This window comes from Rhodococcus sp. 1168 (genome assembly GCF_002091955.1).
GTDB lineage: Bacteria > Actinomycetota > Actinomycetes > Mycobacteriales > Mycobacteriaceae > Rhodococcoides.
On record NZ_MKKY01000042.1, the window covers coordinates 236,223 to 255,020 of the forward strand.

An 18,798-nucleotide genomic window follows, 5' to 3' on the forward strand; every position below is an offset into this window, starting at 1 on the left:
CTCTATCGTGCCACTTCCGCAATGCGTGTGGCTGCTCTGGTGGCCGAAGCGACACAAGCAGGCACTCCGACACCGTGACTCCACGCACCCGCCACGGCCAACCCGTCGACATCGCGCACAGCTGCCTCGATTGCGGCAACTCGGTCCACGTGGCCAGGCGCGTACTGCGCTAGGCCCCCGTGCCATCGCTGCACGAACGAGGACGACGGCGCAGAATCCACGCCGGTCACCCGGTATAGGTCTCGTACGGCCGCTTCGACCAACTTCTCGTCGGACCAGTCGAGCGGGCCTGCGTCACCGAATCGTGCAAGCGACGCACGGACCAGTGAAATACCGCGTTCCGCGAGATGCGACCACTTTTTGCTGGACAACGTGAACGCCTTGACGGCGAGTCCGGCGTCGGTGGCCACGAGTACACCGGAGTTGTCGGGCAGGTCGACGGCGGTGTCGAACGCCATAGCCACCACGACCGACGACGCAAGCTCGATTTCGGCTGCGGCTGCGGCTGCATCCGGAACGACAGAGCCCAGTATCGACGCCAGTGCCGGCGCGGGAACTGCCAGCACCACCGCATCGAACTGCCCGATCGAATCCACCACCCAACCGCTGTTCTCGCGGCGAACGGACGTCACGGCATTGCCAAACAGGGTGCGCGGTGCTGCGGCCGCAACCAGCGCGTCGATCAAGGTGCGATATCCATCACGCAGTGCACCGAAAACCGGCACCGAACTCGGAGCCGGAAGCACGGACGCCACGGCCGCCGACAGACTGGAAGCTCCGGCGTCCAGGGCCGCTGCCAGAGTAGGCAGTGCTGCGCGAACCCCGATCGAATCGGAAAGCCCTGAGTAGACGCCGCCCAGCAACGGGTCGACCGATCGCGCGAGAACCTGTTCACCGAATCGCGAACTGACCAACTCGGCGACGCTGAGGTCGCTGGATCGGTCCCAGGACAACTCGGTATCGCCCTCACCGGCGATTGCGGCCAGCGACCGTGCATCCACGAGGCCCTCCACGGAGGCCGCGTCTGCCGGGATACCCATCAAAGTCCCGGCCGGAAGTGGATGAAGCCTCTCGCCCGAGAAGATGAGAGGACGCAATCCGGCCGGATGGACGAGTTGGGCGCTCAATCCGAGCTCATCCATCAGGGCAGGCACTTCGGGTCTACGGCCGATGAAAGCCTCGGCACCGACATCGAACGGGCCGCCTGCCAACGTGACCGTGCGCAACGTGCCGCCGAGGCGCATCGATTCTTCGACGATGGTGATATCGGCTTCGGGACCCCACCTCTGCCGCAGTCTGAAGGCCGCGACAAGACCGGTTACCCCGCCACCCACCACCACAACGCGAGGCGGCCTCCCGGTCACAGCGAGTGCACCAACTCCACAACCCGGGTCAGCACATCCGGATCGGTATCGGGCAGGACCCCGTGACCGAGGTTGAATACATGCCCCACAGCGCCTCCTTCGACGGCGCGATCGCCCTCCGCGACGATGCGTCGAACCTCACTCTCGACGGCATCCCAACCAGCGAAAAGCACCGCAGGGTCCAGGTTTCCCTGCAACGCCTTGCCCGGGCCGACGCGTCGGGCTGCGACATCGAGGGGAATTCTCCAGTCGACACCGACCATGTCGGCACCGGCCTCTCCCATGGCACCGAGGAGTTCGCCGGTCCCGACACCGAAATGAATCTTCGGTACGCCGGCCGGGGACATTGCATCGAGCACCTTCGTCGAGTGAGGCAGCACGAACTCACGGTAGTCCGCCAGTGAGAGCGCACCTGCCCAGGAGTCGAAGAGCTGGACCGCGTCGACACCAGCCGCCAGCTGCGCCCGCAGGAACGTGATCGTCGTGTCGGCGAGAGTGTCGAGAAGGGTGTGCCACGTGGCCGGATCCGAGCGCATCAGCGCTTTGGTCTTCTCGTGGTTCTTACTCGGTCCACCTTCGACCAGGTAGGAGGCGAGCGTGAACGGTGCCCCAGCGAATCCGATGAGCGGGGTGTCGCCCAGTTCGCGGGTGAGCGTTGTCACCGCATCGGTGACCTGCTCGACCTGCTCGGCGCGCAACTGAGGCAACGCTGCGACGTCAGCTGCCGTACGTACCGGCGACGCCACCACCGGCCCGGTTCCGGCAACGATGTCGAGATCGATACCCGCGGCCTTCAGCGGAACCACGATGTCCGAGAAAAGGATGGCTGCGTCGACGTCATGGCGTCGAACCGGCTGCAGCGTGATCTCGACCACCAGATCGGCAGTGAAGCACGACTCGAGCATGCCGGTACCGACTCTGAGCTTGCGGTACTCGGGCAGCGATCGTCCGGCCTGCCGCATGAACCACACCGGACGACGTGATGTCGCCCGTCCCGCGATGGTGGCCAACAAAGGCGCGTCGGGCAGCTGACGGCGAGGGTACGGCGCGTTTGTGTTCATTGCCATCCATGCTGCCACGAGAACAGAATATTGCCGCCATGCAGGCCTGAGCGCGCCTCATGGCCCCGACGATTCTGCGTCGGTTGTCCTGCAGTCGGTCGCACGTGCGGCGCGCCTCCACCGAACCGAAAGGTGACGAGTCTAACGTCCGGAGGTGTGACCAATCCCGGATCCACTGCCGAACCTGCGCCGTTTCGATCGGCGATCGAGGCGATGCACCGGGCCGTCGTGCACCCATCCATCGAACTCGGACCGATCCGGCCACCTCAACGCCTAGCCCCGTTCAGCTACGCGATGGGCGGTGAAGTCGAACATTCGGCATCCGAAGGTATCGCGGAACAATCCGAAGGCGATGCGTTCGGTCGGTTGATTCTGCTCTACGACCCAGACGGTGACGAAGCCTGGAACGGAACAATGCGTCTGGTCGCCTATATCCAGGCCGACGTAGATGAATCGCTTGCCTCCGACCCCATGTTGCCCGAGGTGGCATGGAGTTGGTTGGTCGATGCCTTGGAGACTCGGTCGGAGCCGCTGAACGCCCTCGGCGGGACGGTGACCTCGACGAGTTCGGTGCGCTATGGCGATATCGCCGGTCCACCGCGAGCCCATCAGCTCGAACTGCGCGCGTCGTGGACCCCCACCACCGGCCAGTTGGCTCCGCATGTCGAGGCCTTCTGCGAGGTGCTTGCCTATGCTGCTGGACTGCCACCCGCCGGAATCACCGAACTTCGCGCACACGGCGGTAGCCGGACCTGAGTTCGTACCGCGTCGCGGGATGAGGCCTTAGAGTCTGCTCTCATGTCAGCGATGAGTTCCAACGATGCCTCGGACGTAACGAACGACGGTGACAACGTCGATGCGCACGCTCCGACACCCCTGTTGGCGCCTGCCGACGGCGTTCCCGCAGTTGTCGACACCGCCGAGGGCGTGGTCGCGGCAGCCGAAATGCTCGCGGGTGGTCACGGCCCGCTTGCGGTAGATGCCGAGCGTGCGTCGGGCTTCCGCTATTCGCAGCGCGCCTACCTACTGCAGTTTCGACGACGCGGGGCAGGCACCATCCTGCTCGACCCGATCCCGGTCACCGGCGCACTCGAACCGCTGGCTTCGGTGATCAATCCTCTCGAATGGGTTTTGCACTCGGCCGACCAGGATTTGCCCGGGCTCGCTGAACTCGGGCTCGTGCCCGCGGCCTTGTACGACACCGAACTGGCCGGACGACTCGCCGGTTTCGAACGAGTCGGGCTCGGCCCGATCGTCGAACGCACGCTCGGCTTGTCGCTTCAGAAGGGACACGGAGCGGCAGATTGGTCGACACGTCCACTCCCCGACAGCTGGCTGAACTACGCCGCGCTCGACGTCGAAGTGCTGCTCGAACTGCATGATGCGATGACCGAGGAACTCGCAGCGAAGAACAAAACCGAGTGGGCACGACAAGAGTTCGCGCACATCCTTGCGCTCGGTCCAGCAAAGCCCAAGCCCGACCGCTGGCGAAAAACGTCGGGAATCCACGCCGTCAAATCGGCGAGGGTATTGGCCTCCGTTCGTGAATTGTGGCGCTCACGCGACGAGATTGCGGCGCACAGAGACATTGCGCCGAGCCGTATTCTGCCCGACTCGGCGATTGTCGCCGCAGCGACGGCAGATCCGAAGACCGAGGGCGAACTACGTGCACTGCCGGTATTCGGTGGTCCGCGTCAGCGACGCTCGACCAAGGTGTGGCTGTCTGCCCTCGAGCGCGCACGACGCTTGCCGACCGAGGAGCTTCCGCCCAAGTCGGCTCCCTTCGACGGCCCTCCTCCGGTGAATCGGTGGGCGCGCCGTGAGCCCGAGGCCGCGGAAAGACTGACGACCGTACGTACGGCGATGACAGCACTGAGCGAAGAGGTCGAGGTGCCGGTGGAGAACCTACTCATGCCGGATTTGCTGCGCCGGCTGGTGTGGGATTGGACACCCGTCGAACGTGATGTCGCGGAGGACATCATCGACAAGAAGCTCACCGAGGGGCGGGCGCGGCCGTGGCAGCGGGACCTGGTCGTACCAGTTCTCGCCGACGCACTGATCTCCGGGCAACAGACTGGGATCCCTGAGCAAACGAGTGGGAACCCTGCTCAAGAGAGTGGCACCCCTGAGCAAGTTACCGGCGGGTAATACCGGCTAGAGTGGATGGCGGTCCGGCGTCAGCCGGGCCGCAATTCCGCATCTTCCCGGGAGGATCGAAGCGTGTCTGTACCCGCGTCCACAAGCTCACAGCGCAATGTCGTGTTCGTAGACGGCATCCGCACACCGTTCGGCAAAGCAGGCCCCAAGGGCATCTACGCCGACACTCGCGCCGACGACCTCGTCGTCAAAGCGATCCGCGAACTACTGCGGAAAAACCCGGCACTGCCCCCCGAGCGCATCGACGAAGTCGCCATTGCGGCGACGACGCAAACCGGTGATCAGGGGCTGACCATCGGACGCACGTCCGCTCTCCTCGCCGGACTCCCCCACAGCGTCCCCGGATTCGCCATCGACCGCATGTGCGCGGGCGCGATGACGTCCGTGACGACGACAGGTTCCGGCATCGGATTCGGTCAGTACGACGTCGTCATCGCCGGTGGCGTCGAGCACATGGGCCGTCACCCGATGGGCGAAGGCGTAGACCCCAATCCGCGCTTCCTCACCGATCGGCTCGTCGACCCGAGCGCACTCGTCATGGGCAACACGGCCGAGAATTTGCACGATCGGTTTCCGAGTATCACCAAGGACCGCACGGACGCCTACGCCGTCGCGAGCCAGAACAAGTACGAGGCCGCCAAGAAGGCCGGTTTCATCGCCGACACTCTCGTACCGGTAGCCACCAAGTCCGCAGCTGGTTGGGGCCTGGCCACCGAGGACGAGCCGCCACGTCCCGGAACAACCATCGACGACCTCGCGAAGCTCAAGACTCCGTTCCGCCCAGCGGGCCGGGTCACAGCAGGAAATGCTGCCGGTCTCAACGACGGTGCCACCGCTGCGATCCTCGCCGGCGAGGACACCGCGCACGAGCTCGGTCTGAACATCGGTATGCGCATGGTCGGCTTCTCGTTTGCAGGCGTCGACCCTGCCGTCATGGGCATCGGACCGGTCCCCGCCACCGAGAAGTTGCTCGGCCGCACCGGTTTGAGCATCTCCGACATCGGATTGTTCGAAATCAACGAGGCGTTCGCAGTGCAGGTTCTCGCGTTCCTCGAGCACTACGGCATCGCCGACGACGATCCCCGTGTCAACCAGTGGGGTGGCGCCATCGCCTGCGGGCACCCACTCGCGTCCTCTGGGGTGCGTCTGATGACTCAGTTGAGCCGCCAGTTCGCTCAGCGCCCCGACGTTCGCTACGGCCTGACGACCATGTGCATCGGTCTCGGCATGGGCGGAACCGTCATTTGGGAAAACCCGATCCACTCCGATTACTCAGGAGCGAAGGCATGAGCGACATCACCACAGCGTTCACGGACGAGGTAGTCACGAACGCGTTCACCAAGATCATCTCCGTACCCGGGCTCGAAGGCAGCATTGCCCTCGTCACCCTGGACAATGGCTACGACCACACCAAGCCGTCGACGTTCGGCCCGGCCGGACTCGCGCGGTTCGATGCCGCGCTCGACGAGGCGTTCGCAGCTGATCCCGTTGCTATCGCGGTGACCGGCAAGCCGTTCATCTTCGCGGTCGGTGCCGACCTCAACGGCGTACCCAACATCAAGACCAAGGACGAGGCGCTCCAGATCGGGCAGCTCGGCCACAAGGTGTTCCGCCGCCTGCGCGAGTCACCCATCCCGACGTTCGCCTTCATCAACGGCGCTGCGCTAGGCGGTGGACTCGAAGTCGGATTGCACTCCCACTACCGCACTGTCGCTGACAACGCCGCAGCGCTCGGGCTCCCCGAGGCATTTCTCGGACTCGTCCCCGGTTGGGGCGGCACTCAGTTGCTGCCCAACATCGTCGGCGCTTCCACCGCAGTGACCGTCATCATCGAGAACTCGCTCAACCAGAACCGCACACTGAAGCCGCAGCAAGCTGTGGACCTCGGCGTCGTCGACGCCATCTTCGGCGGCGCCGACTTCATCGAGCAGTCTCTTGCATGGGCTGTCCGGGTGTTGAACGGCGACGTCGTTCCGAATCGGCCCGAGATCGACCGCGGCCAGGCATGGGACGATGCCATCGCGCGTGCGAAGGGCATCGTGGCCGGCAAGACGGGCAACTTCGCACCTGGCCCAGTAGCTGCGGTAGAACTGCTCGAACTTGCCAGGAACACCGACGTCACCGATTCTGCTTCGCTGGACAAGGCCTTCGCCGCAGAAGACGATGCACTGTCGACGTTGCTGGTCAAGGACGAACTTCGCGCCGGGTTGTACGCGTTCGACCTCACGCAGAAACGCGCGAAGCGTCCCGCCGGCGCACCCGACAAGTCGCTGGCACGCAAGATCACAGGCGTTGGCATCGTCGGTGCCGGGTTGATGGCGAGTCAGCTTGCCTTGCTGTTCGTGCGTCAACTGAAGGTGCCCGTCATCCTGACCGACATCGACCAGGAGCGCATCGACAAGGGCGTCGGTTACGTCCACGGTGAAATCGACAAGCTGCTCGGCAAGAAGCGCCTCTCCCCCGACGCCGCGAACCGACTGAAGGCGCTGGTGTCCGGATCGATCGACAAGGCCGCATTCGCCAAGACCGATTTCGTCATCGAGGCCGTGTTCGAAAACCTCGATGTGAAGAAGAAGGTATTCGCCGAGGTCGAAGAATTCGTCTCCGCTGAAACGATTCTCGCGACGAACACCTCCTCGCTGTCGATCACCAAAATGGCTGCAGATCTGAAGCACCCGGAACGCGTTGTGGGGTTCCACTTCTTCAACCCCGTAGCCGTCCTTCCGCTTCTCGAGGTAGTCAAGGGCGAGAAGACCGACGATGCCACGCTGGCAACAGCATTCGCGACTGCGAAGACACTCAAGAAGTCCGCGGTTCTGTCCGCAGACCTTCCGGGGTTCGTGTTCAACCGCTTGGTGACCCGCGCATCCAACGAGATCATCGGGGCGATCGACGAGGGCACCCCCTTCGACGTCGCCGACGGTGCCGTAGGCGAACTCGGTATGCCGATGAGCCCGTTGACTCTCCTCGCGCTGGTCGGGCCTGCCGTCGCATTGCATACGGCCGAGACGCTTGCAGAGGCCTACCCGGATCGGTTCAAGGACTCCCCCGGATTCCGTGCCCTGGTCGAGGCGAAGAAGCCCGGCGTGTGGACGTACGGACCCGAAGGCCAGGTCGTCGACCCCGAGGTTGCTGCCCTTTGGCCGCAGGGTGACTCACCATCGACTGCAGAGCAGGTGCTCGATCGCACCCGCAATGCAATCGCCGACGAGATCCGAATCATGCTCGACGAAGGCGTCGTTGCAGCACCCGAGGACATCGACCTCTGCCTGCTGCTCGGCGGTGGGTTCGGATTTTGGAACGGCGGTATCACGCCTTACCTCGATCGTAGTGGCGCATCGGAGGCGGCCACCGGACAGCGGTTCCTCGCTCCCGGCGTTGCCAGCGTCTGAGTCGAACCACAGAATCGTCTGATTCGAACACTGGGAGGACGGCCCGCACTTTCGATGTGCGGGTCGTCTTTCGTTTCGACACCCGTCGCCGCCTCTACCACGCACTGTGGTGCCCGATGCATGTGTCAGCTACGGCTGTATGTGGCGGATTCCCAGTGAATTTGGCGGCGTGGCGGCGTGGTGGCGGGGCGGTTGCTGTGTGCGGCGGCGAAAATGTGTCGGTGCTGGGTCAGAGTGAGCAAATTAGTTGCGTCGACGACGATGTCGAGGCGGTGTTTGTCACCAAGAGTGGTGTGGAAAAGCGGGTTTCGCGGGGGCAGCTTCCGAACGTGGTCAATGAGCTCGGGCGGCCGGCGCGATCGTTCTCCTCATATCGAGGGCAGCGAAACTATCCGGGCTGGTACTGGCCTTCGACGTTGGGTCGCAGGAGCGGGGTTCTAGCCCTGGGTGGAGCGGGATCACCTGGTGGCGTTGAATTTCGACGCCTCTGTGGTCGGGGTCGTTTCACAACCGTTTTGGTTGTCTTGGACGCCGGAGAGTGGAAAGCGGCGACGGTAAGCCCTATTCGAAGGGACCACGGGAAGGTAGTCTCTCGCTAAATGGCAAGCAACTTCTCGTGCGGCGTAGACGCACGGAAGTCAGGAGTCCCAATCATGGTCAGCGTGCAGGGTTCCACACCTGAAGGCAATGACGACCATCTCGTGTTTATCGACGACCTACCAGGCCTACGCATCGAGGACGCCCCCAATGTGGTGTGGACCGAAGCCAAAACCTTTTACGGCGAGCGTGCGTTCGGGCTCATGGGTGCGTTCGATGGTACTGGCGGATCTGGGTACAGATTCTCAGCCTCACCTGCGGATAGCTGAGGTTTGGGGGTACCGCCCGCGCAGAAACACGGCCTCCGGTTTCCGATCAGGATTCACCCGCGTGTCAGGCCGGTTTGAGGGCAGCCACCGTACGGTCCTCGGTCGCGGAGCCGTGCGCGCTTCGAACCGCGACATAGCGGGCGATCCCGACAGTCATTCCCAACGCCAGGACTACCGCTGTGATCACGACGGCGAAGACTGTCGAGCTTGTGTTGAAGTTTCTCCACCATGCGATAGCGATACCGGTCCCACTGCACACGATGGCCCCTAGCGGCAGCAGTACGGCTAGCCAGCGGATCGTCGACGAAGCGTGGGGATCGCGGCGAAGCACCACCCACACGGAGAGCAGCGCACACAGGTAAGCAAAAAGACCTGCTGATGCGTACATCGGGAGAACGAACGGCCCGAAATCGATTGTCGGACGGTCGGAGAACGCAGCGAACACTGCGAGCAGGACCACTGCCAATCCAGCCGCAACGCCGAGTAGCGCGACAGGAACAACGACAGTCAGCCTGAGCGCGCGGCCGGAGAGGTCACGTTCGTCCGCCCACTGCCGAAGCGTCAGTGCGCTGTCTTCACCCAGAACTGTTGACGCGCTGTGTCCATCACGGCGTGCACCGTCGAGTTCCGCTTCGAGCTCCGTGAGTAGATCCTTTCGATCGACGCCACGCACGCCAGTTCGACGCCACAGGCGGTTCGCGGTCCGAAAAACATGCTGCAGTGTGCCATTCTCGGCTTCCGTAATTGCGGTGGTGTTCATGCGACGCCCGTTCTGTTGTCGGTCGATGGTTTCGGAGACTGAAGCAACGAGGTGACACTGCTGGAGATTGCAATCCACTCAGCAGTGCCGCTCTTCAGCGCTTCTATTCCAGTTTCACTGAGCGAGTAGTACTTTCGTGGCGGACCTGACAGAGATGGGCGCTTGTCGGAAGTCACCAGTCCGGCCTTCTCTAGGCGCGCCAGTAGCGGATACGCAGACCCACCGGAAACGAGCAAGTCCCGCTCGGCCAGCCGCTCGGTCAATTCGTATCCGTATACCGGTCGCTCTCCGAGGAGAGACAGAAGGCACAGATCCAACACTCCTCGAAGCACCAAGCTCCGCCTTTCGATCACACTCATGCTTAACAAGGTAGCGAGTAGTAGCTTGTTAAGCAAGACACCGTCCGAACAACGGCCTATTGGGCCGACACGTCGAGCTCAGCGTGGCGTGGAGAATTTACGGTGACCGAAGCGCTGGGGGTCCTACAGCTGCATCAACAATCCGCCAGCTCAGATGAGAAGAATCCACCGACGTTGCATCCTGGATTAGTAGCGGGCCGCATGTCCACCCGACGAGCTCCGCCACGTGGTCTGTCGGTGTGGTGGTGAATTCTCATTGAATGTGGCCAGGGTGATGGGTGGCGAAACGACAGGTAGGACAGACAAGGGTCTGCCGGGGATTTCGGAGCGTTGCTCATCACCGAGGGCGGGGCGTGGAGCTGCAGTAGTTACTGCTTGAGGTTGTGGCGAGCTACCGCACGCAATTGCTCAGGTGGACCACAACGCATAGCCAGCAGCAGTTTGACACGATGTGAGTCTGGAATTGGGTCGCAGGCCACCTACGCTGTGCGCGCTCGTGAAGGGTGCGCGTTGTATGGGCGGACTCTCAGCTCCAGCCCGGCTTGACGTCGCGCCGCGCTGGAAGTCCGTTCCATTCTGTGAGTGGGGCCGACTGCCACCACCAATCTGGATCAGAGTGAACGCCGGCGACTACCGTTCTGCCAGTGACAGCCAGAAGTAACTCGGGCGGGCTGCCCAAAGACGTATCGATCCACGGAAACACACGCGACACTGTTCTCGCACAGCTAATTTCGGGAAACCTCAGGAACATCCCCACTGCGCGCGCCGCGTCGGTGCCGTGAACCAGTATTTCTGTAACAGCCATGCCTGCCCAACCCGCAGCGTCGGCTGTTCCGCTGGGGTGGAACGCACGTTGATCTCCAAGGTCGCGGAGCAGTGCTGCGAGCACATGTGCGGCCGAGAGCACGTTGTCGATGTGTTCGGATGCGGGTGCTTCACGACCGTCGCGCAGGACCGGTAATCGGACCTGCGCGCGTCTCGCGACCTGACTGCTGTAGAAGAGCAACGCATCGCTGATGTGCTCGATGGTGTGGAGTGCAGTCCACTGCGTTGGATCCGCAGTGTTCGACCACTGCATCGATGTATCGGGTATCGCAGTGAGCGCGTGCAGAGCTTGCGCTGCATGCACCACGTCCTCAGGTGTCGGTTCGGTCTGTGACGTCATGATGTCCGGATCTGTGGTCGTGTCGGGCCGGAGCCTCGATCTGCAGACTATCCATCAAAAGGTGCAGTTAACAGAGCAAGAGGCGCATCGTGATCACAAATCCGCCAACACGACGAGAATGATCGACTGACGTTGCATCAGGCGTATATGGCGGACCGCAGGTCACAACCGATAAGCGCCGCCACACTGGATGACAAACCACAGCATGCGGTAACTCTTCGGGTGAAGATCCGCCGATTTCCACCACTTTCGAGCGAGTCGGGGCCATGATGGCCTAACCACCATCGCTGCAGGCTCACGACCTCGAAAGCTGGGTTCGTAATGACGCAACCTACAGATCGCTACACCGCGAAAGTAATCGGAGTCACCGTCGCTGCCGCGGTCGGGGGATTTCTTTTCGGTTTCGACAGTTCTGTCGTCAACGGTGCGGTCGATTCGATTCAGGAAAATTTCGGCCTGAGCTCGTTCATCACCGGTTTCACCGTCGCCATTGCGCTACTCGGTTGCGCGGTCGGCGCATGGTTCGCCGGGCGACTCGCCGATAGCTGGGGCCGCAAACGCGTCATGCTCCTCGGCTCGGCACTGTTCACCATCTCTTCGGTCGGTTCAGGTTTCGCCTTCAGTGTTCCGGACCTGATGCTGTGGCGAGTCATCGGTGGACTAGGAATCGGGATCGCTTCGGTCATCGCACCTGCATACATCTCGGAGATCGCCCCGGCAAAGTATCGCGGCGGTCTCGCATCACTTCAGCAGTTGGCGATCACCATCGGCATTTTCGCCGCCTTGCTCTCCGACGCAGTACTGCAGAACGCTGCAGGTGGGCCATCGAACGATCTGTGGTTCGGGATGGAGGCCTGGCGATGGATGTTCCTCGTCGGTGTCGTCCCCGCGCTCGTGTACGGCTTCCTCGCCACGCTCATTCCTGAGTCACCCAGATACCTGGTAGGCAAGAATCTCGACTCGGAAGCTGCGCGTATTCTCGGTGAAATCTCCGGTGAGCTGCATCCGAACGAGCGAGTCAAGGAAATTCGTCTCACACTGAGAGCCGAAGCAAAATCTTCGTTCGCGGACATACGAGGCCCCAAATTCGGACTGCAACCTATCGTCTGGGTCGGTATTACCATGGCGATTCTGCAGCAATTCGTCGGCATCAACGCGATTTTCTATTACTCGACCACCCTCTGGAAATCGGTTGGGTTCAGCGAGAATCAGTCTTTCGTCACCTCAGTGATCACCTCGGTCATCAACGTGAGCATGACCTTCGTGGCGATCTTGTTCGTTGATCGATTCGGTCGAAAGAATCTGTTGCAGATCGGTTCCATCGGAATGTTCGTCGGTCTGGTTCTTGCCGCGGTGTCGTTCACCCAGTCGATCGGGTCGGGGGACAACATCACACTCCCCGACCCCTGGGGTCCGGTCGCCCTCGTCGGTGCCAACCTATTCGTCATCTTCTTCGCAGCAACCTGGGGACCGATCATGTGGGTCATGCTCGGTGAAATGTTCCCCAACCGAATGCGCGCGGTTGCGCTCGGCATCAGTACCGCCGCCAACTGGGTCGCCAACTTCGCAATCACGCTGGCTTTCCCCTCGCTGACCGAGACAATCGGCCTCGGATTCATCTACGCGTTCTTCGCGTTCTTCGCGTTGCTGTCCTTCTTCTTCGTCAAGTTCAAGATTCGCGAAACCAAGGGCATGGAACTCGAAGACATGGTTATCTGAGCCGCTTCTCGAGAGAGTGAGATGTCATGTCCACGTTTGTTGTCGAATATTCCTACACACCTGAATCATCGTCCGGTAGAGACGATCACCGGACGGATCACCGTGCATGGCTCACTGAGATGATCCGACGCGGGATCGTGCGATCTTCCGGACCGTTGGCGGACCACACGGGCGCAAAGTTCATAGTCGAGTCGACGGACTTGGACACGGCAAGTCGATTGTTCACCTACGATCCGTTCGTTCGCGCGCATCTCGTCGAGGACGTACGCGTCGTCGAATGGTCGCCTCCCACTGACGATTCCAGCAACTGAGGTGAACGATCCGATCGACGCGACCCGTGGCGTGGCCGGATGCACCCAGCGAAGGTTCAGGGAGACTTGGACCATCCCACGATTCGCTGTGCAACGTCTTCCGAGGTCAAACCGAGCTCGCTGAAAATCTGCGCACGAGAAGCGTGATCCAGGAATCGCTGTGGCACACCGATGTCGTGGCAGATCGTGTCTACCCCCACTGCGCGGACAGCGGCAGACACGCTCGATCCGATTCCGCCGTGGAGGCCCGAGTCCTCGATCGTGACGACGAGACGGAAATCCTTGGCCATCCCGAGTAGCGACTCCGGCACCGGAAGCACCCAGCGTGGATCGATCACTGTCACCGAAAGACCCTGAGCTGCAAGCTTTTCAGCTGCATCGACCGCCAATGAAGCAAAAGCCCCCACGGCGACAATGAGAACATCACGCTCTCCGGACTCCGGCTCGACAAGGACGTCGACAATACCGTCGAGTCGCCGGAGCGCTGGAACGTCATCCGTCACCGCACCTTTGGGGAACCGCAGCGCGGTGGGACCGTCGTGTACCTCCAACGCTTCGGCGAGCTCCTCTCGAAGGGTTGCGCAGTCACGAGGAGCGGCGACACGGATGCCAGGCACTATCCCCAGCAGCGACATGTCCCACATTCCGTTGTGACTGGCTCCGTCGTTGCCGGTGATACCTGCCCGGTCGAGAACCAAGGTGACCGGCAACTTCAGCAACGCCACATCCATGAGCAACTGATCGAATGCACGATTGAGGAACGTCGAGTACACGGCTACGACTGGATGCATCCCGCCGAGAGCGAGGCCTGCCGCCGAGGTCATGGCATGCTGCTCCGCGATCCCGACATCGAAAAGCCGACCGGGGTACTTCTCGCCGAATGCAGCCAAACCTGTCGGGCCTGCCATCGCCGCGCTGATCGCGACGATGTCCTCGCGGTCAGCCGCGATATCGATGAGTTCGCGAGAGAAGACCGACGTCCAGTCCGGCGCAGCCACCGAACGTGATTGTCCGGTAAGCGGATCGATGACGCCTGTGGCGTGCATCTGATCGGCGACGTTGTTCTCGGCGTGCGCGTACCCCATCCCCTTGCGCGTCACCGCGTGGACGATGACCGGGCCGCCGTAGTCCTTTGCACGTCGAAGTGCCGATTCGAGCGCGGGCTCATCGTGGCCGTCGACGGGTCCGAGGTACTTGATACCGAGATCGGTGAACAGGACCTGAGGACTCAACGCGTCCTTCACTCCGGCCTTCATGCCGTGCAACATCGCGTATGCGGTCTTGCCGACGAACGGAATCTTGCGCACGATGCGTCGACCGTTGTCGAGGACCCGCTCATATCCGGGTTGTAGCCGAAGAGCTGCAAGATGCTCGGCGAGGCCGCCTATCGTCGGCGCGTAGGAACGTCCGTTGTCGTTGACGACGATGACAACCGAGCGGTCCTTGCCTGCAGCGATGTTGTTGAGGGCCTCCCAACACATGCCTCCGGTCAGGGCACCGTCGCCGACGACGGCCACGACATGCCTGTCGGTTTGCCCTTTCAATTCGAAAGCTTTCGCCAACCCGTCTGCATACGACAGCGAAGCCGATGCGTGTGAAGACTCGACCCAGTCGTGCTCACTCTCCGCGCGTGAGGGGTAGCCGGAAAGACCGCCCTGCTTACGCAGCGAATCGAAGGCTCCGGTCCGACCGGTGATCATCTTGTGCACGTAGGCCTGGTGGCCGGTATCCCAAATGATCGGGTCGTGTGGCGAGGAGAAGATACGGTGGATCGCAAGCGTCAATTCGACGACACCGAGATTGGGTCCGAGATGACCTCCCGTCGCCGACACCTTGTCGACCAGGAACTCACGGACCTCCTCTGCCAGGTCTGCCACTTCGGACGGGGCCAGTCGGCGCAAGTCCTCGGGCGTCTGGATTCGAGCTAGGACACCCAACGAGATCGCTCCCTCCGGCCGGAAATCTTCGGTCCTTGCAGTCTTGCCTTGTTCGATGCGAACTGTCTTGTCTCCCCAGTCTACGTAGCGTCCCGTGCAGCGACGCCGAGATAGCTCCTACTGATCGACAATACTGCGGTCCGGCACATGCACCCAACAATCGCGGCGCGTCCATCGTCACATCAGAAAAGGAGCCCGGAGCATAGGGTCACCTCATGACAACTGTCGTGGACCAAATCCTGAAGGACGTGTTCGACGCGTGCCGAGACAACACGTCGGGTGCGGTTGCCGATTACATCCCGGAACTTGCTGCAGTCGCACCCGACGGCTACGGGATAGCCCTCACGACCAGCGATGGTTATGTCTACGAAATTGGCGACACCGCGACTCCCTTCACCATTCAGTCGATCTCGAAGCCGTTCACCTATGCGTTGGCACTGACGGATCGTGGTGAGGCTGCGGTTGCCCGCAAGGTCGATATCGAACCGTCGGGTGAGCCGTTCAACGAGATCAGTTTGGACCCGATCACCGAACGTCCCAGAAACCCGATGATCAACGCCGGCGCTATCACCTCGGCGTCGTTGATCAAAGGACGCACGAGGAAGGAGCGGTTCGAACGGATCAGGTCGGCGTACTCACGTTATGCGGGCCGCGAACTCGACTTCAACGAGAGCGTGTACGCCTCCGAGGCCAGGACCGGAAATCGAAACCGCGCGATCGGATACATGCTGCGGTCCTTCGACATCATCGAGGAGAATCCGGACGCGGCCGTAGACCTTTACTTTCGTCAGTGTTCTATCGACGTGACTGCGGCCGATCTGGCCATGATGGCAGCCACCATGGCCAACAATGGCGTGAACCCACGAACGAGGGAGCGAGCGCTGGCACCCGCCCTCGTCGAACGAGTACTCAGTGTCATGACCACATGCGGTATGTACGACGACGCAGGCGATTGGGTTGCGCGAGTGGGCATGCCGGCCAAGAGCGGAGTCGGAGGTGGACTGCTCGCAGTGTTGCCTGGGCAGATGGGAATTGCGGTGTATTCCCCCCGTCTCGATAAACACGGAAGCAGCGTGCGGGGAGTGGCGACCTGTCGCGAATTGTCCACCAGGCTCGAACTCCACTTCCTACATGTGACCCGCGCAGCCCGTTCGGCAATTCGAGCCCGTTACACGCTCACCGAGGTGCCGTCTCGAAAGCGCAGAAGCGACGTCGAACAAGATGCTCTAGCTGAGTTCGGAACTCGCGCAAGGGTATACGAACTACATGGCGACCTGTTGTTCTCGGGTGCCGAGACAGCGGTACGCGAGATCGGCAACCTCGACGACGAACTCGACGCGTTGGTCATCGACGTCCGTGGGGTCGGCGAGGTCAGTGACGTAGCGCGCAACATGTTCGACGAACTGCACAGACACCTCGCCGAACGTGGGTGTCGAGCCTCGCTGGTCGACCCACAGGGCATCATGGGACACAAGGTTTCCAGTGTCGACCCGAATGCTGTCGCGGGGCGGATTTTCTCCGATGCCGGCTCGGCCATTCGATGGGCGGAAGAACTGCTACTCGACCGCTACTGCGTTGGTCCGCGGCAGCCCGAAACGATCTCGGTGTCCGAACATCCGGTCCTGAGCGGACTGACCCCCGCCCAGCACGAGGAAGTGGAAGCGCTGATCGACATCCGGCACTATCCCCGCGGTCAAGTGATCGTGCGCAGCGGCGACTCGGCGTCGGGGCTGTTCCTGGTGCTCGCAGGTGAAGTCAGCTCGATCTTCGTGGCCGAAGACGGTTCACGTCACCGAATATCCACGCTGTCGCCTGGCATGAGCTTCGGCGAAATGCCACTTTTGGCCGACACGACCTTCATCCTCGACTTCTGCGCGGACACACCGTTGACCATAGGAGTGCTTTCGGTCGAAGACTTCGGTGCACTGACGAAAGACGCACCCGCCGTGAAATTGGAGTTGCTCACCAACCTCGCTACGGGGGCATACCTTCAGATGAACACAGCCATCAAATCACTTGGCCAATTCGAAATGCGGCGCTGATACCGGGCGAAGAACTCGTTGAAGTAAGGGCGCCGGAGGGAATTCCCTTCGGCGCCCTCCGCAACAACAGTTACAGCAGGCAGTGCCGATCAGGCACCCAGGGTCGCCATTGTCAGCACCTCGGTCGGCTGCGGAGAGCCGCCTGCGGGTTCGAGCGAGAATGCGAAGTTGGTCGCGCCTCCCATACCCTCGATGACCGTCGGGCTGCCTTCGGCCAGTTGCGCCGGTGTGACGAGTCCAACCGACCGCGGAGTCCCCTCGACGAACCACATTTGATAGTCCTTGCCCGCCTCCGGTGCCGCCACACCGTCGAGTTCCACCACGGCCGAGTCTGCCTCGCGTGAGTACGAGATCTTCGCCGTACCTCCGCCAGGGAAGCTCGCTGTGGATTCCTGCGTGTCACCGTATGCAATGACCTGCTCGGCCTGCGTCGGGCTTGGATCGTTCCCGATCACCTGCGTCGCGACGACACCTCCACCGACCACAACGACCACTGCCGCCGCAGCAGCCATCAGCGAGGTGCGCAGCCTGGTGCTACGTCGATCACGGTGCCCTTTCAAGCTCGTTACGTTCGACGCGGTCGGCGCGGGCGGGGTCACCTGCGGTGTACGCGGAACTTCGTCGAGAATTCGTGCACGAACCTCTGCCGGGGGCTCGACGGCATCGAGGACCGACGCCAGCGCCAACGTCTCCTGAATCTCCCCGACGAGAATGCCGAACTGGACGCGAGCGGTATCGTCTGCCGACACGAGATCGCGCTGGATCTCTGCTTCTTCTGCTGCGCTGACCGCATGGAGGGCAAAGACCTCCGCGGAATCGAGCAGTCGCTGTCGTATCGCTTCGCTCATGAGGGTGTCACCCCCAAACATGTCTTCAACTTGATCAGCCCATCTCGTATACGCGATTTGATGGTCGGGACCGCTACCTCGAGCCGCTCGGCAACCTCGCGGTAGGTCCAACCGCTGTAATAAGCCATTCGCACAGATTCACGCTGTGTGTCGGTCAGTGTGTCGAGGCACGCGATCACAGCATCGGATTCGAGCCGCTGCGTGACCGCTTCGAGAACCTCGTCGTGCTCGGGTGAATGGCTGATAGCGCCGTATGCCGCCTCACGGTCGGTACCGGATTGCTCCGACCTGACCCGGTCGACAGCCCGCCGATGAGCCAAAGTCATGATCCATGCGAGCGGACTACCCTGCTTCGGATCGTAGTTCGGAGCCGATCGCCAAATTTGGAGAAAGACTTCCTGGGTCGTTTCCTCGCTGTACCCGGGGTCACGAAGTACGCGTAGCACCATGCCGTAGACGCGAGCCGACGTCGCGTCGTACAACTCGGCGAACGCACGTTGGTCACCCTGGGCCACTGCTGCCATCAGACGACGAAGCCGCTCGGTCTCGTCCGCGCGCAGATTACGCAACTGCGCGCTGGGGACTGTGCACGCAGCTCCTTCGGAATCCACCGATTCCGGCGGGTCGTCGAATGAATCGGATGTCTCCAGAAACGGCGAGTCCGAACTCGGGGTGTCGCTCACCGGACCAAGGTCCCAACTGATTCGAATCTGATCGCGTTCATTGATCAAGAGAGTAGTGCTCATATGGCTCTCACACCGAAACCTCCGCGTTTTCCCGCCGCACAAGGTATTCGATACACCGAACGAAAGGGATG

16 protein-coding genes are annotated in these 18,798 nt (G+C 61.9%); 8 read left to right on the forward strand and 8 right to left on the reverse strand.

Annotated features, from left to right (window positions below; translation table 11 throughout):
- Positions 1–2 precede the first annotated feature (2 nt).
- Positions 3–1,364: a protoporphyrinogen oxidase gene (locus tag BJI47_RS08200; RefSeq protein WP_088943227.1), complete on the reverse strand. Its 1,362-nt coding sequence runs from the start codon at positions 1,362–1,364 to the stop codon at positions 3–5.
- Positions 1,361–2,425 (reverse strand): uroporphyrinogen decarboxylase, encoded by a 1,065-nt coding sequence (hemE, locus tag BJI47_RS08205; protein WP_088943228.1) that lies wholly within the window; start codon positions 2,423–2,425, stop codon positions 1,361–1,363. Before hemE ends, BJI47_RS08200 begins: the two co-directional genes overlap by 4 nt.
- A gap of 156 nt (positions 2,426–2,581) precedes the next feature.
- Between hemE and BJI47_RS08210 the strand changes: the two genes are divergently transcribed.
- The 5 genes from BJI47_RS08210 to BJI47_RS08230 all read left to right on the forward strand — a co-directional run bounded on the left by BJI47_RS08210 (position 2,582) and on the right by BJI47_RS08230 (position 8,840).
- A complete protein-coding gene (locus BJI47_RS08210) occupies positions 2,582–3,181 on the forward strand; it encodes a DUF3000 domain-containing protein (protein WP_088943229.1) in 600 nt (199 codons plus the stop codon).
- Between the two features lie 42 nt (positions 3,182–3,223).
- On the forward strand, positions 3,224–4,573 hold the full coding sequence (locus BJI47_RS08215; RefSeq protein ID WP_088943230.1) for a ribonuclease D: 1,350 nt from the start codon (positions 3,224–3,226) through the stop codon (positions 4,571–4,573).
- Positions 4,574–4,645: 72 nt separating this feature from the next.
- Positions 4,646–5,872 carry an acetyl-CoA C-acyltransferase gene (locus tag BJI47_RS08220; protein WP_084348754.1) on the forward strand — a complete coding sequence of 409 codons (1,227 nt, stop codon included), beginning with the start codon at positions 4,646–4,648 and terminating at the stop codon, positions 5,870–5,872.
- Positions 5,869–7,974 carry a 3-hydroxyacyl-CoA dehydrogenase NAD-binding domain-containing protein gene (locus BJI47_RS08225; RefSeq protein WP_088943231.1) on the forward strand — a complete coding sequence of 702 codons (2,106 nt, stop codon included), beginning with the start codon at positions 5,869–5,871 and terminating at the stop codon, positions 7,972–7,974. Before BJI47_RS08220 ends, BJI47_RS08225 begins: the two co-directional genes overlap by 4 nt.
- 653 nt (positions 7,975–8,627) lie before the next feature.
- Positions 8,628–8,840 (forward strand): hypothetical protein, encoded by a 213-nt coding sequence (locus BJI47_RS08230; RefSeq protein ID WP_125458673.1) that lies wholly within the window; start codon positions 8,628–8,630, stop codon positions 8,838–8,840.
- 64 nt (positions 8,841–8,904) lie between these two features.
- Here BJI47_RS08230 and BJI47_RS08235 read toward each other — a convergent pair whose 3' ends face one another.
- From BJI47_RS08235 to BJI47_RS08245, 3 genes are all read right to left on the reverse strand, one after another.
- Positions 8,905–9,600: a hypothetical protein gene (locus BJI47_RS08235; protein ID WP_088943233.1), complete on the reverse strand. Its 696-nt coding sequence runs from the start codon at positions 9,598–9,600 to the stop codon at positions 8,905–8,907.
- Positions 9,597–9,959, reverse strand: a complete 363-nt coding sequence (locus BJI47_RS08240; RefSeq protein WP_088943234.1) for a PadR family transcriptional regulator — start codon at positions 9,957–9,959, stop codon at positions 9,597–9,599. Before BJI47_RS08240 ends, BJI47_RS08235 begins: the two co-directional genes overlap by 4 nt.
- Before the next feature lie 526 nt (positions 9,960–10,485).
- Positions 10,486–11,124 (reverse strand): hypothetical protein, encoded by a 639-nt coding sequence (locus BJI47_RS08245; protein WP_088943235.1) that lies wholly within the window; start codon positions 11,122–11,124, stop codon positions 10,486–10,488.
- A 321-nt stretch (positions 11,125–11,445) separates the two neighbouring features.
- Here BJI47_RS08245 and BJI47_RS08250 point away from each other — a divergent pair, with 321 nt between their 5' ends.
- On the forward strand, positions 11,446–12,843 hold the full coding sequence (locus tag BJI47_RS08250) for a sugar porter family MFS transporter (protein WP_088943236.1): 1,398 nt from the start codon (positions 11,446–11,448) through the stop codon (positions 12,841–12,843).
- A gap of 26 nt (positions 12,844–12,869) precedes the next feature.
- Positions 12,870–13,154 (forward strand): YciI family protein, encoded by a 285-nt coding sequence (locus BJI47_RS08255; protein WP_088943237.1) that lies wholly within the window; start codon positions 12,870–12,872, stop codon positions 13,152–13,154.
- 56 nt (positions 13,155–13,210) lie between these two features.
- On the opposite strand, the gene dxs is transcribed toward BJI47_RS08255, so the two are convergent.
- The gene (dxs, locus tag BJI47_RS08260; RefSeq protein WP_088943238.1) at positions 13,211–15,091 is read right to left on the reverse strand and encodes a 1-deoxy-D-xylulose-5-phosphate synthase; all 1,881 of its coding nucleotides are present in this window, start codon (positions 15,089–15,091) and stop codon (positions 13,211–13,213) included.
- Positions 15,092–15,306: 215 nt separating this feature from the next.
- Here dxs and glsA point away from each other — a divergent pair, with 215 nt between their 5' ends.
- On the forward strand, positions 15,307–17,133 hold the full coding sequence (gene glsA, locus BJI47_RS08265) for a glutaminase A (RefSeq protein ID WP_088943239.1): 1,827 nt from the start codon (positions 15,307–15,309) through the stop codon (positions 17,131–17,133).
- A gap of 89 nt (positions 17,134–17,222) precedes the next feature.
- Here the strand turns inward: glsA and BJI47_RS08270 are convergent, their stop codons facing one another.
- Both BJI47_RS08270 and BJI47_RS08275 read right to left on the reverse strand, forming a co-directional pair.
- The gene (locus BJI47_RS08270; protein ID WP_088943240.1) at positions 17,223–17,981 is read right to left on the reverse strand and encodes an anti-sigma factor; all 759 of its coding nucleotides are present in this window, start codon (positions 17,979–17,981) and stop codon (positions 17,223–17,225) included.
- Positions 17,978–18,550, reverse strand: coding sequence for a sigma-70 family RNA polymerase sigma factor (locus BJI47_RS08275; protein ID WP_354559729.1), 573 nt, complete (start codon positions 18,548–18,550; stop codon positions 17,978–17,980). Before BJI47_RS08275 ends, BJI47_RS08270 begins: the two co-directional genes overlap by 4 nt.
- Between the last annotated feature and the right edge of the window lie 248 nt (positions 18,551–18,798).